Source organism: Nocardia sp. NBC_01009 (genome assembly GCF_045208035.1).
In the GTDB taxonomy this organism is placed as follows: Bacteria; Actinomycetota; Actinomycetes; order Mycobacteriales; family Mycobacteriaceae; genus Nocardia.
The window spans coordinates 3,320,740-3,335,603 of record NZ_CP108695.1 but is presented as its reverse complement, the minus strand read 5'-3'; the positions used below and the strand labels follow the sequence as shown (position 1 = coordinate 3,335,603).

General features: G+C 65.5%; 18 protein-coding genes and 1 tRNA gene. 7 read left to right on the top strand and 12 right to left on the bottom strand.

The window, feature by feature from the left end; genetic code table 11:
* The first annotated feature begins 100 nt into the window (after positions 1–100).
* The 4 genes from OHA42_RS14925 to OHA42_RS14910 all read left to right on the top strand — a co-directional run bounded on the left by OHA42_RS14925 (position 101) and on the right by OHA42_RS14910 (position 1,873).
* Positions 101–658, top strand: a complete 558-nt coding sequence (locus OHA42_RS14925; protein ID WP_406237617.1) for a hypothetical protein — start codon at positions 101–103, stop codon at positions 656–658.
* A gap of 137 nt (positions 659–795) precedes the next feature.
* Complete coding sequence (locus tag OHA42_RS14920; protein WP_328412851.1) at positions 796–1,218, top strand: DUF3052 domain-containing protein; 423 nt, start codon at positions 796–798, stop codon at positions 1,216–1,218.
* Between the two features lie 74 nt (positions 1,219–1,292).
* Positions 1,293–1,772, top strand: a complete 480-nt coding sequence (locus OHA42_RS14915) for a peroxiredoxin (RefSeq protein ID WP_406237615.1) — start codon at positions 1,293–1,295, stop codon at positions 1,770–1,772.
* Between the two features lie 29 nt (positions 1,773–1,801).
* Positions 1,802–1,873: transfer RNA gene (locus OHA42_RS14910), tRNA-Val, on the top strand.
* 77 nt (positions 1,874–1,950) lie between these two features.
* Here the strand turns inward: OHA42_RS14910 and OHA42_RS14905 are convergent.
* The 4 genes from OHA42_RS14905 to OHA42_RS14890 all read right to left on the bottom strand — a co-directional run bounded on the left by OHA42_RS14905 (position 1,951) and on the right by OHA42_RS14890 (position 5,857).
* The gene (locus tag OHA42_RS14905) at positions 1,951–3,753 is read right to left on the bottom strand and encodes a serine/threonine-protein kinase PknD (protein WP_406237614.1); all 1,803 of its coding nucleotides are present in this window, start codon (positions 3,751–3,753) and stop codon (positions 1,951–1,953) included.
* A gap of 152 nt (positions 3,754–3,905) precedes the next feature.
* Entirely contained in the window at positions 3,906–4,151 is a 246-nt protein-coding gene (locus tag OHA42_RS14900) for a hypothetical protein (protein ID WP_406237612.1), read from the bottom strand.
* Positions 4,148–5,425: an RNA polymerase sigma factor gene (locus OHA42_RS14895; RefSeq protein WP_406237610.1), complete on the bottom strand. Its 1,278-nt coding sequence runs from the start codon at positions 5,423–5,425 to the stop codon at positions 4,148–4,150. Before OHA42_RS14895 ends, OHA42_RS14900 begins: the two co-directional genes overlap by 4 nt.
* A gap of 12 nt (positions 5,426–5,437) precedes the next feature.
* Entirely contained in the window at positions 5,438–5,857 is a 420-nt protein-coding gene (locus OHA42_RS14890; protein ID WP_406237609.1) for a YciI family protein, read from the bottom strand.
* A gap of 332 nt (positions 5,858–6,189) precedes the next feature.
* Here OHA42_RS14890 and OHA42_RS14885 point away from each other — a divergent pair, with 332 nt between their 5' ends.
* The 3 genes from OHA42_RS14885 to OHA42_RS14875 all read left to right on the top strand — a co-directional run bounded on the left by OHA42_RS14885 (position 6,190) and on the right by OHA42_RS14875 (position 9,470).
* Positions 6,190–7,071, top strand: coding sequence for an alpha/beta fold hydrolase (locus OHA42_RS14885; protein WP_406237607.1), 882 nt, complete (start codon positions 6,190–6,192; stop codon positions 7,069–7,071).
* A gap of 140 nt (positions 7,072–7,211) precedes the next feature.
* Positions 7,212–8,204 (top strand): GlxA family transcriptional regulator, encoded by a 993-nt coding sequence (locus tag OHA42_RS14880; RefSeq protein WP_406237605.1) that lies wholly within the window; start codon positions 7,212–7,214, stop codon positions 8,202–8,204.
* A 225-nt stretch (positions 8,205–8,429) separates the two neighbouring features.
* On the top strand, positions 8,430–9,470 hold the full coding sequence (locus OHA42_RS14875; RefSeq protein WP_406237604.1) for a LysR family transcriptional regulator: 1,041 nt from the start codon (positions 8,430–8,432) through the stop codon (positions 9,468–9,470).
* A 10-nt stretch (positions 9,471–9,480) separates the two neighbouring features.
* On the opposite strand, the gene OHA42_RS14870 is transcribed toward OHA42_RS14875, so the two are convergent.
* The 8 genes from OHA42_RS14870 to OHA42_RS14835 form a co-directional block, all read right to left on the bottom strand.
* Entirely contained in the window at positions 9,481–10,602 is a 1,122-nt protein-coding gene (locus tag OHA42_RS14870; RefSeq protein WP_406237602.1) for a HoxN/HupN/NixA family nickel/cobalt transporter, read from the bottom strand.
* A 16-nt stretch (positions 10,603–10,618) separates the two neighbouring features.
* Entirely contained in the window at positions 10,619–11,401 is a 783-nt protein-coding gene (locus OHA42_RS14865; RefSeq protein WP_406237601.1) for an alpha/beta fold hydrolase, read from the bottom strand.
* A gap of 52 nt (positions 11,402–11,453) precedes the next feature.
* Positions 11,454–12,395: an NADP-dependent oxidoreductase gene (locus OHA42_RS14860; protein WP_406237600.1), complete on the bottom strand. Its 942-nt coding sequence runs from the start codon at positions 12,393–12,395 to the stop codon at positions 11,454–11,456.
* A gap of 47 nt (positions 12,396–12,442) precedes the next feature.
* Positions 12,443–12,892, bottom strand: a complete 450-nt coding sequence (locus tag OHA42_RS14855) for a DUF2871 domain-containing protein (protein ID WP_406237598.1) — start codon at positions 12,890–12,892, stop codon at positions 12,443–12,445.
* A 71-nt stretch (positions 12,893–12,963) separates the two neighbouring features.
* Entirely contained in the window at positions 12,964–13,458 is a 495-nt protein-coding gene (locus OHA42_RS14850; RefSeq protein WP_328411096.1) for a cupin domain-containing protein, read from the bottom strand.
* A gap of 32 nt (positions 13,459–13,490) precedes the next feature.
* Entirely contained in the window at positions 13,491–14,000 is a 510-nt protein-coding gene (locus tag OHA42_RS14845; RefSeq protein ID WP_406237596.1) for a DUF1772 domain-containing protein, read from the bottom strand.
* Complete coding sequence (locus tag OHA42_RS14840; RefSeq protein WP_406237594.1) at positions 13,997–14,443, bottom strand: DUF4267 domain-containing protein; 447 nt, start codon at positions 14,441–14,443, stop codon at positions 13,997–13,999. Before OHA42_RS14840 ends, OHA42_RS14845 begins: the two co-directional genes overlap by 4 nt.
* Before the next feature lie 63 nt (positions 14,444–14,506).
* The gene (locus OHA42_RS14835) at positions 14,507–14,653 is read right to left on the bottom strand and encodes a hypothetical protein (protein ID WP_328411090.1); all 147 of its coding nucleotides are present in this window, start codon (positions 14,651–14,653) and stop codon (positions 14,507–14,509) included.
* Positions 14,654–14,864 lie beyond the last annotated feature (211 nt).

The following is a 14,864-nucleotide window of genomic DNA, read 5'->3' as shown; positions in this document are numbered from 1 at the left end:
GATGATGTGTCCCAGGTCATCATGTCAGCAGCAAATCCAGTACCGTTCTGCAGGGAACGTGAGTCGAGACCGCCGTAGTACAACCGAAGCGGGGAGGACGATGAAGGTGCTGGACCCACGCGGGTTCGGATTGGTGTGCGCGACCTTGGCGGTCGTGGCCGGATTGACGATCGCGGGATGCGCGAATCGGGTAGATGGAGTTGCGAATCCGAACGCTGCAGACCTAGCGGCATACAAGACCGCAGCGGCCTCCTCTTCGGCCGCGGCCACCTCCTCGCGCAAGGCTGCGGCGCAAACGCAGGCGATCAACGACAACTGCGGGCAATTCCCCAGCACCACCGGTGTCGGCGTCTCGAAGTACAACGACTTCATCAACGCACACGACTCCAACGCGCCCGACTACGCGAGCAGGCGCGATGCCGCCGCATCGACCCTCGACGAGGCGGCCGAACGGGTCGAGTCCGGAGTGAGCACCGCGGGCGACTCGCTGCCGTCGGACCTTGCCGCAAAGTTCACCGAATACGTCGCCGCCGCACGGCTACTTGCCTCCGAGAGCCGCAAGATGACCTACACCGCACCGGTCGGACCGCTCAACGACGCAAGCAGACGGGTCAACGACGCACGCAACGCCGTCCGCGAGGCTTGCCCGAAACGCTGAATCGGACAGGAAAACCGGCTCGCAACGATCTTGTCACACGACATTCGACGGGTATTTCGTCCGATCAGCTTGCGCTCGAGCCGATAACCATGTTCGCTTGCAACTACCTATTGTCTGGAGTTGAGGAGGACACCACCGTGGTCGCCGCGGCGGACGCGCAGAACTACGCTCAGAAGCTTGGCATTATTCACGGCATGGTTGTCCAGGAACTGGGCTGGGACGAGGACACCAACGACGACCTGCGAGCCGAGATCGAAGAAACCATCGGCAGCGAGCTGCTCGACGATGACTCCGATGAGGTCATGGACGTCGTGTTGCTGTGGTGGCGCGACGGTGACGGGGATCTAGTGGATGCCTTGATGGAAGTCACCGGGCAGTTGTCGGACGACGGATTCGTCTGGGTACTTACCCCGAAGACCGGAAATTCGGGGCATGTCGATCCCAGCGAGATCGCCGAATCCGCACCGCCCGCGGGCTTCACGCAAACCTCGGCAATCAGTCTCGGGGATTGGGCAGGCAGCCGCCTGGTGCAGCCGAAAGCGCCCTCGAAGCAGCGCTGACCGGTCTTTCGCTATGGTTTCGCCGGGCGGCCTTCGCGCCGCCCGGCGCAACCCGACTCGATGGAGGATTCGCGATGCCACTGGAGGTTGGCCCACTTGAGGTCGGCTCTGTCGCGCCGGATTTCACGCTGAAGGACCAGAACAACCAGCAAGTCACGCTGTCGGACTTCCGCGGCAAGAAGAATGTGCTCATCGTCTTCTACCCGCTGGCCTTCACCGGGATCTGCCAGGGCGAGCTGTGCAAGGTCCGCGACGAGCTACCGAAGTTCCAGAACGACGACGCCGAGATCCTTGCGATCTCCGTCGGTCCCCCACCCACCCACAAGATCTGGGCGGCCGAACAGGGCTACGTCTTTCCCCTGCTGTCCGACTTCTGGCCACACGGTGCCATAGCCCAGAGCTACGGCGTCTTCAACGAGAAGTCCGGCTACTCCAACCGCGGCACCTTCGTCGTCGACAAGGACGGAATCATCCGATTCGCCGAAATGAACGGCCCCGGAGAGCCCCGTGACCAGGCGGCTTGGGAGAAAGCGCTCGCCGCGCTAGATTCATAATCCGTTGCCGCCGGATCTCCGGCGAGCACGGGCGTATAGCTCAGCGGTAGAGCACTGGTTTTACACACCAGCGGTCGGGGGTTCGATCCCCTCTGCGCCCACCGAAGAAGTACCAGTTGGACAAGGGTTTTCTACGCCCGACCTTCTGCTCCATACGCATTCCGCGCGGAACAGGGGTTCAGCCGACCACGAGTTTCACCACCGGATTGGGGCCCAGGTCGGTGACGTATACGTTGCCCGCCGTGTCGACCGCCACACCCTGGGGATTCTTCAGGCCGGTGAACGGCAGCGGGGTCGGCGTCGACGCGCCCGCCGCCAACCTCACCACCCATTTGCTACCCCAGTCGACGACGTACAAGTCTCCCGCCGCGTCGACCGCCATACCCTGGGGATCTTTGAGCCCAGTGACCGGCAACGTGGTCGGCGCCGACGCGCCCGCCGCCAACATCAGCACCCGCTCGGTACTCAATTCGGTGACGTATACGTTGCCCGCAGCGTCGACCGCCACCCCCTGGGGATCTTGGAGCCCCGTGAACGGCAGCGTCGTCGGCGCCGACGCGCCCACCGCCAACCTCAGCACTCGATCATTACCCCGGTCGCCGACGTACACGTTGCCTGCATCGTCGACCGCCACACCCTGGGGATCTTTTAGCCCGGTGAACGGCAGCGGGGTCGGCGTCGACGCGCCCGCCGCCAATTTCACCACCCGATCGTTACTCGTGTCGGTGACGTAAACGTTGCCCGCAGTGTCGACCGCCACACCCTGGGGATTATTCAGGCCGGTGAACGGCAGCGGGATCGGCGTCGACGCGCCCGCCGCCAATTTCACCACCCGATCGTTACCCATGTCGCTGACGTATACGTTGCCCGCCGTGTCGACAGACACATCGGTGGGCAGGCTGACGCCGGTGAACGGCAGCGGAGTCTGTGACGAGTAGCCCGAGCCGATAGGTGCGGGCGAGTTGCCACCGCCGCCTGATTCCCGTTGGACACCGATGACGACAGCTACGGCGGCCACCACCGTAACCCCGACCGCGGCAGCGAGCAGCCAGGCGGCCTTGGGCGACAATCTGATTCGCCGCCCATGACGCGCGGCCACGCCCTCGGTGGTGCTGACCGCGGAATCGCCCACCGCGGCGCGGGCCGCCGCGGCCAGCTCGCGCACGGTCTGGTAACGCTCGTCGGGGTTTTTGGCCATTCCCTTGGCGATGACCGCATCGAACGCAGTCGGTACATCGGGTGTAGTGGTGCTGGGACGCGGCGGCGGGGTGTGCAGGTGATGGGCGATCACACCCTGCATCCCCATTGCGCTCGCAAACGGCGGCCGGCCGGTCAGGCACTCATACAGCACGCACGCCAACGCGTACACGTCCACTCGGGCATCGGCCTTGGCCTCCGCGCTGATCTCCTCCGGCGCCATGTAGGCGACGGTGCCGATGGCCTCGCCGATCGTGGTCAGCGTACGGTCGTCGGCGGCGTGGGCGATCCCGAAGTCGATCAGGGAGGCGAACTCATTGGCCCCTAGCAGGATGTTGGTGGGTTTGACATCGCGGTGGACCAGCCCGACGTCGTGGGCCGCCTGTAGCGCGCCGGCCACCTGTGCGACGATCGCCACCGCCCGCGGCGGCGACAAGGCCCCGTCTCGCGTGATCACCTTGTGCAGGTCGGTGCCCTCGATCAAGCGCATATTCAGATAGAGCCGACCGTCGATGTCGCCGAAGTCGTGGATGGGGATCACATGCGGCTCGGTCAACTGCGCCACCGCCCGGCACTCCCGGCGGAACCGCTCGCGCAGCTGCTCGTCATCGGCGAAGCGCTCGGGCAACACCTTGAGCGCCACCACCCGGTTGGTCAGCGAATCATGCGCCCGCCACACCTGGCCCATGCCGCCCTGCCCCAGCAGCGACAGAAGCCGATAGCGTCCGAACGCCTCCGCTGGCCCCCGAGTGGCGTCCCCGCCACTCACTGCCGTGTCATCCATTGTGTCGTCCTGTGACCACCCGACTGGCAAACGGTGTACTTGCTTGCATTCCAACCCCCGCCCGAGCGGGTAGCCCCACACTAGTTGATTTAGCCAGGCCAGACAGTCGAAAGTCGGTGCTATCGTCGGGCGCGCGAGCTTCCCAGCCATGCTCATACCGGCAAGTACGCGGCCGGGCACTGCCCGCCACCGGTGCGAGTGCGCAGATCGTGCCCAGAAATCCGCCAGCAAACCTGTCGCAAGTTCAGCGTACCTCTGAGCGACACGACCAACTCAGGGCTTCTGTGTTCGGACTCGATCCGCGCACGGATGGCTTCCACGGTCCGGTCCTTCGGGATGCGCTCGGGCCAGAGAATCACCGCGACCAGCACGGCCAGCGGCAAGGCGAACCCGGTCACAGTTCTGCGAGCTTCTTCGCGAGCAAGGCGCGTTCCCGTTCGTTTCCGCAGAGTCGGATGGCGAGTTCGAGTTCGGCACGCGCCTCGCCGCTGCGGCCCAATCGCGTGAGCAGCTCGCTGCGAACGCTCGGCAGCAGGTGCGAATTCGCCAGGGCTGCGGAGGTTTTGAGCTCGTCGACAATGCGGAGGGCGGCCGAGGGGCCCTGGGCCATGGACACCGCGACCGCGCGATTGAGGTCGACGACCGGGGAGGGAGCAAGGCGGCCCAGGGCCTCGTATAGGAGCACGATGCGGTCCCAGTCGGTGGTGTCGACGGATGCGGCGACGGCATGGCATTCGGCGATCGCGGCCTGCAGGCCGTAAGCGCCGAGGCCGCGGCCGACCCGGGTGACCCGGTCCAGGGCGGCGCGCCCACGGCGAATCGCCGCGCGGTCCCAGCGGCGGCGGTTCTGGTGCGCCAGCAGAATCGGCTGCCCTTCGGAGTCGGCGCGGGCCGGGAAGCGTGCAGCGGTGAGCTCGAGCAGGGCCAGCAGCCCGTGCACCTCGGGTTCGGCCGGCATCAACCGGGCCAGCACCCGGGCCAGGCGCTGCGCCTCACCGGCCAGATCGAATCGGATCAGATCGTCACCCGAGGTGGCGGACGATCCTTCGGTGAAGATCACGTAGATGACGCTGAGCACCGACCCGAGGCGTTCGCTGCGCTCCTGCGCGGACGGCACGGCGAAGGGAACGCGAGCTGCTGCAAGGGTTTTCTTCGCCCGCGTGATCCGGGCCTGCACGGTGGCCGTAGGCGCCAGAAACGCCTTGGCGATCTCGTCGCTGGACAGGCCGCCGACCACCCGCAGCGTGAGCGCGATCCGGGCCTCGCGCGAAAGCACGGGATGGCACGCGATGAAGATGAGCGCGAGCACGTCATCGTCGACCTGATCGGGATCCCACGGTGTCTGTGCACTCGCGGATTCCGCGGGCGGGCCACCGGCGGCGACCCCGCCCTCGCCCAGATCCCGGGCGAGGGCGGAGTACCGGTCATCGAGCGCGGCGCGTCGGCGAAACGCGTCGATAGCCCGCCGCCGCCCGACGGTGAGCAGCCACCCGGCCGGATTGCGCGGCACGCCATCCCGCGGCCAGTTCACCAGCGCCTCGGCCAATGCCTCCTGCGCAAGGTCCTCGGCCAGCGCGAAATCTCCGGTGTAGCGCGCGAACGCACCGACAATCCGCGCGGACTCGATCCGCCACACGGCGGCAACGGCCTCACGACCCGTGGAATCGGCCACTCGCTCAGCGACTCACAACTGTCCGGTGGCTTCGCGCCATGCTCGTTCCTTCTGAATCCATTCGTTGTCCTGCGGGAATTCGTCGATCGTGGTGACCCGGCGAATTTCGGTCTTGAATCCCGGCCCGAACGACGGGGCCCGCCTAGCCCATTCGATGGCCTCCTCCTTGGAGGCCACATTCAGAATGTAGAACCCGCCGAAGAGCTCCTTGGTCTCCCCGTACGGCCCGTCCGTGACGACCGGCGGCTCCGACGAATAGTCCACCACCACGCCCTCTTCCGGCCCGGCCAGCCCTTCGGCCGCGACCAGCACCCCGGCCCGGATCATCTCGTCGTTGTACCGCCCGACGGTCTCGAGCACCTTCTCGAAGTCGACGCCCTCCATGGCCGCATTGCCCTCATCGGTGGCCCGCCAGATCAGCATGTACTTCACTGTCATCCTCCTTTTCCGGGTCGCCTACCGACCCTCTCACTCCAAGGTCGAACAGCGAACGCGACAGATCGACACGGCCCCGAAGGAATTTTCGCGGCTGGGCGGGTTTTACGACTGCTCTCCGCCGGACCGAGTTCACGAAAGCAGCGAGGCCCGGTCGAAACCGCGGTCAGCGACTGTCGTTTCCGCGGTGACACTGGTCAGGATCTGACGAAATCGGCCGTCCGGCTGACCCGTCCGGCCTTCGGTATCGGTCGCGCCGATTTTCCGGCGTTCAATTCCAGCAGGTCGCAGTCGCGGCCACCGGATGATTCCGCTGGAAGGAAACGACAATGACCGAGTATGTGACGCTCGAACACGGGCAGCTCGCCTGCGATGTGGTCGGTGACGGACCGCTCGTGGTGCTGTCACACGGCATGGGCACCGTGCGGCACGACTTCCGCCACCTCGTCGGCCCCCTGGCCGCCGCGGGCTACCGGGTGGTCAACGTGGACATGCGCGGGCACGGCGAATCGAGCCTCGACTGGCCGTCGGTGACCGGAAAAGCCGCCATCAGCCGCACCGATGTAGCGGAGGACCTGCTGGGCGTCATCCGGCACTTCGGCGGCCCGGCGGTGATCGTCGGACACTCGCTGTCGGGCGGCTCGGCAACGATCGCCGCGGCGCAGGCCCCGGAGCTGGTGACCGCGATCGTCGAGATCGGACCCTTCACCCTCACCCAGAGCCTGCACGCCGGAGCCCTGCTCACCAGCCGCCGATACCGCCGCGGCATGGTCCGCCTCGCCCTCACTTCGATGATGAATTCGCTGCCCTGGTGGCGGCGGTATCTGGACATCGCCTATCCGACCAAGCCTGCCGACTACGACCAGTACCTCGCCGGCCTCGAGAACATCCTGCGGCAGCCCGAGCGCTGGGCGGAATTCATGAAAACCGGACAGACCACCCCTGCGGACGCGGACGCCCGGTTGGCGGATGTCCGCTGCCCCGCGCTGGTGATCATGGGTTCGGCGGAACCGGATTTCGCCGATCCCGAGGCCGAGGCGAACGCGATCGCGGCCGCCATTCCGGACGGTTTGGGCCGGGTGGTGATGGTCGACAACGGTGGACACTATCCGCACGCCCAGTTCTCGGATCGTGTTGCCGCAGTGATCATCCCGTTCCTCGATCAGCACGCGGTGCGCGGCAAGAGCGCCGGGGTCGGGCGCGCCGGCTGATGTGGCCGCCCGGGCGGGCCTCCCGACCGCCTTTGCACACGGCAATATTCCCGCTGCGCGCGGCGATGGGGAAGCCCGACTGCCGTCACGGTCACGCGCTGATCGTGGCGGCCACCTGTCCCAACTGCGATGATGGCGGCATGCCCGCGCCGCGCACCATCGTTTTCGTCGCCTACGAGGGCATGCAGCTGGTCGAATTGGCCGGGCCGATGGATGTTTTCGGGTTCGTCAATGCGATCGGCGAGAAGACGGTGTACCGGCTCGTGACGGCCACACCGCAGGGCCGGTCGATCAAGACCGACGGCGGTCTGACCATCGCGGTCGAACACTCGCTGCACGACCTGGCTGCCTCCGCTGACGAGATCGACACCCTGATGGTCGTCGGCGGCTGGATCTCCGGGCCGGTGTCCGCGGAAGTGGTCCGCGAATTACCCGCCCTGGCCCGCAAATCCCGCCGAGTGACCTCGGTGTGCTCCGGCGCGCTGCTGCTCGCCGCCGCCGGTCTGCTCGACGGCTACCGGGCCACCACCCACTGGGGTACGACCGATCGACTGGCCCGCACCTACCCTCGCGTCACCGTCGAGCCCGACCGCATCTACGTCCACGATCGCAACCGCTGGACCTCCGCGGGCGTCGCCGCCGGCATCGACCTCGCACTGGCCCTCGTCGAGGACGATCACGGTCGCGAGATGGCCCAGCAGATCGCCCGCGCCTTCGTCGTCTTCACCCGCCGCTCCGGCGGCCAAGCCCAATTCAGCGCCCAACTGCGCACCCAGCCCGCCCGCACCCCCGCCATCCGCGCCGTCCAACAGTGGCTCCCCGACCACCTCGACGACGACCTGGCAGTCTCCGCTCTGGCTCAGCGCGCCGGCATGAGCGAACGACATTTCGCCCGCGCCTTCCGCGTCGAAACCGGAACCACCCCGGCCGCATTCGTAGAAGACCTCCGCATCGAAGCGGCCCGCCGCCTCCTGGAATCCACCGAACTCACCATCACTGCCATCGCCCGCGCGGTCGGCTACCGCCACGGTGAAACCCTCCACCGAGTCTTCACCCGCCGCCTCTCCACCACCCCCGAGCGCTACCGCCAGCACTTCGCCACCAGCGCAAGCCTCGCCGAAGACCGCCCATGAGCCCGATGCACAACAGCTGATCCTTCGGCGACCCGTCGCACTCCTCGTCGAGTTGTCCTAGCGCTTACTGCGGTGTCTCCCTGAGACGACGGCTGCCGGTAGCGTGACGATAGCCGTGCTCGAATGCCGACCGTCTCAACGGCGTCCGGTTCAGCGCCGGGAACCCGGAATCGTGCAACTGGATCATTACCGAGAGCGGGCTATCGAATAAGCATCTGACATGCGATGATCGGATACCCAAGTTTCCGATCGCACTCGAGGAGTCCCACGATCGAGCGCTACGAGATCGAAACGTTCCTGACATTGGCCGAGGAGTTGCACTTCCGACGGACCTCCGAACGGCTCGGGCTGTCGACGGGGCGGGTCAGCCAGACGATCAAGAAGTTGGAGCATCGCGTCGGTGTGCCACTGTTCGACCGCACCAGCCGCCAAGTTGTTCTCACCGCTACCGGACGACGACTCCGTGATGACCTGCGGCCTGCCTACCAAAGCGTCCAACTGGCGATTGTGCGGGCAATCGAATTCGGTCGTGGAATCACGGGCACACTCCGCGTCGGATACTCCACACCATGGGTAGCCGACCTGCTCGGTCTCGCCGCCGAAGCCTTCCAGCGTTCCAATCCCGACTGCGAAATCAAAGTCCACGAAATACAGCTCGGAAATCCGCTCGGCCGGCTCCGATCGGGCGACCTCGATCTACAGATCAGCGAATTCCCCGTCGACGAGCCGGACCTCACGGTCGGCCCCGTAATCTTCTCCGAACCACGTGCGCTCATGGTTCCGGCGCAGCATCCGTTCGCACGCCGGGACACCGTCTCGCTGGAGGATCTCGCGGACGCCCCGCTGGTGTCCATCCACGGCGACATCCCTGCGTATTGGCTGGACTTCCACCTCCCCACACACACCCCGTCAGGCCGGCCGATCCCGCAGGGACCGACCGCCACCTACTGGACGGAAGTACCTTCCCACGTCGCGGCTGGCCGCGGCGTCTCCCCCGTGGCTGTGCGAGGCCTTCGGTACCACGCTCGCCCCGGCATCACATTCGTTCCGTTCCGTGACGCTCCGCCCATCGAATACGGCCTGATCTGGCCGACGACCGGGGAGTCCGCCCTGGTGTGCGCATTCATTCAGACGCTACTCGAGATAGCTGCGGCGCAACGTATCGACGCGCTGGTCCCGACGCATAGCGCGAGCAATCGAGTCGACGATACGTGCGGCGCGCACTGCCTGCGTGACGTCGGACATTCGACCGAACCGGTCGCCTGATACTCCCCCATCAGTCGGCCTGCTCTTGTTTGCGCCCGGACCATTTTTCTTCGATACGGCCATAGCGCCAGACAAGCAGCGCCACCGCCCAGGTCAGGACGAACAGGCCAACGATGACGAACCCGACGCTGTTGAGGTTCAGGCCGCCGATCCAGTCCCAGAGTCCGCCGCTCCATCCGAGTTGGTCCACGAGCAGGCCGAGCAGTTCGATAGTCCCGATGATCAAGGCAACCACCACCGACAGGGCGGTGATGGTGATGTTGTAGTAGACCTTGCGAACAGGTTCGGACAACGCCCACCCGTAAGCGAAGTTCATGAACGAGCCGTCGATGGTGTCGAGCAGGCTCATTCCTGCGGCGAAAAGAATTGGCAGACACAGGATTGCATACCAGGGCAGTCCAGCGGCTGCGCTGGTACCTGCCAGGACCAGGAGCGCGATCTCGGTGGCGGTGTCGAAGCCTAGGCCGAACAGCACTCCGACCGGGTACATCTGCCACGGCTTGGTAATCGATTTCATCAACCCGCCGAAGAACCGGTTCATGAATCCGCGTTTTTCGAGCTGTTCTTCGAGTGCCGCTTCGTCATAGCCGCCTGCGCGCATCGCGCGAAACACTCGCAGGATTCCGACCAGGACCGTGAGGTTGATGATCGCGATGAGGTAGAGGAAGGCGCCCGACACGGTGGTGCCGATCAAACCGGTGTAGTGGTGCAGCACCGACGAGTCGTCCTGTACCGGGCCGACGATTGCCTTCACTCCGACAGCGAGCAGCAGCGCCAACGCGAACACGACGGTGGAGTGGCCGAGAGAGAAGAACAACCCGACCGACAATGGCCGCTGCCCGTCGTTCATCAGTTTGCGGGTCGTATTGTCGATTGCCGAGATGTGGTCGGCGTCGAAGGCGTGTCGCAGACCGAGGGTGTAGGCGGTCACGCCGACACCGATGCCGAGTGTCTGGTCGCCGAGATCGAAGTGTTGCGGGGCAACGAACGTCACCAAGGTGCCCCAGCCGATCACGTGTAAGGCCGCGATCAGTGCCACCATCGCGGCGACGCGGATCCATTCGCGTCGAGTCAGCGAGGCGCGAATTGTGATGCAGCGAGACGCTTTTCGGTCGATTGCCGGGGCCGCCATGGCATGTTCCTTTCGATCAATGCGCCGGACTGGGCTCGGCGGCCCGGCGGATCGGTTGCAGGGTCGGCGCGGGTTCGATGGTCAGGAAGTCGGCGATCAGCGGGTAGACCTGGGCCGGTTTCTCCACCACAAGCAGGTGCGAGGCGCGGGGCACGACGGCCAATTCGGAGTCCGGAATCGCGCGGTAGAGCGCGATGGTGTGTTCGAGTGTCACCGCGTCGTCGTCTGCGGTGATCACCAGGGTGGGGCTGGCGATGTGCGTCAGTTGCTGCTCGGTCAAGGTCGGCTCCTCGGCCATCATCCGCAGCAGTTTGTCCACTACGACCGGGAAGTGCTCCTCGCCGTCGGGGGACACCTCGCCGTATCTCGGTCCGAGCCGCTGCACCAATCCACCGGTCATGAACCCGTTCAGCAAGCCTGGTGTCATGCCGTCATAGTGGAAATTGCCGCTGATCAACACCAGTCTGCGCACGAGGTCGGGTCTGCGGATCGCGACCAGCATCGCCACGATCGCGCCGTCGCTGTAGCCGACCAGGTGGGCCGAGGCGCCGACCACCTGATCCAGGAACGCGATGGTGTCCGACGCCATCAGGTCGTAGGAGATCGGGCCGGGAAGGTCGGGCGTCCGGCCGTGCCCTCGCCGATCCGCTGTGAATACCCGCAATCGGTCGGTGAGCATGGCAACCGCCGGTCCGAAGGAGCGCGAGTCGACAAAACCACCGTGCAACAGCAGCACCGGCTCGCCGTCTCCATGAACGTCGTACCAGGTGCGAACGTCGCCGTGCTGGAAGTAGGGCATTGCGTCCTTCGTATCGTGCGAGTCGGGTTTCGAGGTTCGCGTTGGTGTGCGGTCAATCGACGGTGAGGACGATCTTTCCCGCAATGCGTCCACTGTGGCTGAGTTCGTGTGCCTCGGCGGCCAGTTCGAGGGGCAAGACCGTATCGATCTGTGGACGCAGACGGCCGGTTTCGACCAACGCGGCGATCTCCAGCATTCCGGCCCGGTCGGCTTCGACGATCATGAATGCGGCGCGCAGGCCGAGCGGGCGCGCCTCGTCGGCCAGATAGGACTCGGACGGCGCGGCCAGGGAGACGAGCAGACCGCCGGCGCACAGGGTCGTCAGGGAACGCGGACCGTACTCGCCACCGATCGTGTCGAGGACAACGTCGATGTCGCGGGCGACGGTGCTGAAGTCGACCTGGACGTAGTCGATGACCTCGTCGGCGCCGAGTCCGCGCACGAAGTCGTGTTTGACGGAGCGGGCGGTGCCGATCACGTAGGCGCCACGCGCCTTCGCGATCTGAACGGCCAGGTGTCCGACACCGCCCGCCGCGGCGTGGATCAGCACCCGCTGGCCGGGCCGGACGTCGGCGGTGTCCACCAGCGCCTGCCACGCGGTGAGCGCGGCCAGGGGCAAAGCGGCGGCCTCGGTATGCGATATTCGCGACGGCTTGCGGACAAGGTGCCGTGCGGGGGATGTCACGTACTGCGCGTAGGTGCCCGCCGGTTGTGGGTGCCGTGGCAGACCGAACACCTCATCACCTGGCGCGAAGATGGTGACGCCAGGTCCGACGGCTTCGACGACGCCGGATACGTCCCAGCCCAGCCTGACCGGTGTCTGCCCGCCCGCCAGTCCGCCGCTGGCTCGATGCCACGAGTCGGTCGGGTTGACCCCGATCGCGCACACTCGAACGAGCACCTCGGCGGGCCCGGGCTCGGGCCGCCGCACCTCGATGACCTTCAAGACCTCAGGTCCACCGAAGGTGTCCTGCGCGATAGCGCGCATGTTCATTTTCTCCATTTCCCCATACCGGGTCGCCGAGGGCGGCGGTTGGTCGATCAGACGGGCAGATTGTGCTGCTGCGGTGCGAGATCGGGTTGCGCTGTACTGGTGGGGATCTGCTTGCCGAGGTTGATGAAGAACAGAATCAGACCGATGGTGAGCACAATGTGTCCGAGCCCGGCAAGGCCGGAGATCGCGGCGCTGGTCTCGGCGCCGACGACGGTTTGGATACCGTGGGTGGTCATTATCGCGACGGTCAGTGCGAGACCCGCGTTATAGACCCAGAAGAACCAGTCGAACAATTTGCTGGTGCTCAGGGTGAACGCTTTCTCCAATGCCAGCACGATGAGATGGAACAGCATCCCGAGGGCGAGCAGGTGGGTGTGCACCAGACCGAGTTGGGAGTTGCCGGTGAAATCGTGCAACTTGGTGAACTCGCGATAGAACAAGCCGCTGATCACACCGATGATCATGTAGGTGTGCGCCGCGTAGTAGATCTTCTTCAAGATGGCCTTCGTTGAGTCAGGGTTTCCGGGTGGGCGGGCCGCCCGCGTGCGATCGGCCCGCCCTTTGTCGTTCAGGATCTGGCGTCGTTCCAGGTCGTGCTGTTGCCGAAGTAGGTGTCATAGATCTCTTGGACATCCAGCAGGGTTTCGGGCGGAACCTTCCCGTAGGCGATGCGCTCGAGGTGCCGGAAATACTCGAACCGTTCGACCCCGGGGGTGATGATGATGAGAATGTCGGCGTCGTGTCCCGGCGCCGCGGCGAATGCGTGCGCGAGGCCGGGCGGCACGACGACCACATCGCCGCGTTCGGCGGTCACCACCTGGTCGCCGGACAGCACCTGAGCTGTGCCGTCGAGCATGTAGAAAAGCTCCGCCGAGCGCGAATGATGGTGCGGGCCCGCACCATTCGCACCATCCCGCAGCGTGACCCGATGCGTGGACAGTGCGCCGCCGGTCGAGCTGCTGTCGGCAAGCAGGCGGATGGTTATGGGGGCCTGGCCGATTACTTCGGCGTCGTCGGAACGCACGATGGTGGACTCGGCGAATTCCGGCACGTTCAGTGACATGTGGGTGACTCCTTCGACAAATGGTTCTCGGTTCAGGCTGCTCGGTCGGCGGTACGCCGGAAACGCAACAGTGCCAATGCGAAGCCGCCGAGCGCACCGACGTTCACGATCGCGCGGGCGATATTCCAGGCCACCCACGGTCCCTCGAACTGCGCACGCACCGCGGCCAGATCGGCGATCTGAGCCGGGTCACCCGCAGCAGCCAACTTGTCGTTGAGCGGAACGTTCGCGCCGCTGGTGATCCCGAACATCACCACGTAGCAGACGAACCCGGCGATGGCCCAGTACCGAACCGCCGGATCATCCGACCGCCAGTTCGTCACCACAGCGGCCAACCCCGCAACCAGCCCACCCATGAACAAGGTCATGAACAACGGGTTCACAATGACCACGTTGATGTTCTGCATGACCTCGACGAAGGCGGTATCGCTGCTGCGGCGCAAGCCGGGCATCACGGAGTAGGCGAACCCGGCGAACAGCCCTGCCGTCAGACCGGCCGACACCATTGCCAGGACCAGCGTGGCCGCTCGGGCCGTCCTCACTGTGCGGCCCCGGCACCGATAAGCCGTGTGGCGGTTGCCTTTTCGCGGCCGGTCCGCAGCACGCGCTGCTCACGGAGCAATAGGCCACCGGTAAGCGCGACCAGCACCGCGGTGAGGCCGTGCACGCTCAGAGCGGTCGAGGTCGACCCGTGGTAGCGCAGCACCGTCAGCATGTCGGCGAACGGGGTCAGCGCGATGACCAGAGTCGCCAGGCCCAGCGCAAACCGCTGTCGAGCGGCAAGCAGGGCGAGGATGATCAGTCCCTCCGTGATATCGCGAATGCCCTTGATATTCAAGAAGGCGACCGCGTCACCGTGTGGCCACTCGGGGAGCCCGAATTGCGGGGCCATGGACGCCGGCGTGACCAGATAGCTGATGCCGACGTAGATGATGAACGCGGCGCCGATCAGCGAAAGGGTGGTGGCGATGCGGGAGAGATTCAACTTTGGTGCTCCAGAATGTCGATCGTCGAGCTGGCGATGCCGGAGTTGGGGTGCGCCCCAACGTCATTGAGCGCTGTCCTGCCAGATCCCGGTGGCGGCCGCTGTATCGGCGTAGTCGGTGAAGTCGCGCGGTGGCCGTCGATCCACATCCCGGCTTCCGGTCTTGCCTGTGTCACCGAGCACAAGGACGCTTTTGGTTTTCTCGGACATCGCTTCTCGTCTCTCATCTCTCTGGAAAACTGCGTCTCCAAGAATTCGGGAAGAGAGTCCCGGGAACAACAGCCCGTTGCCTAACAACCGTTTAGAACGACTCAACGATCCGTTCAGCGGTCTCGTTCGGGTGACCTCGGCAAAGGTCGCCCGGACGATCAGGAACAAATCCCGCTTCTCGGCGGTAGTTAGTAGGGCCCTCGAGTTGGCG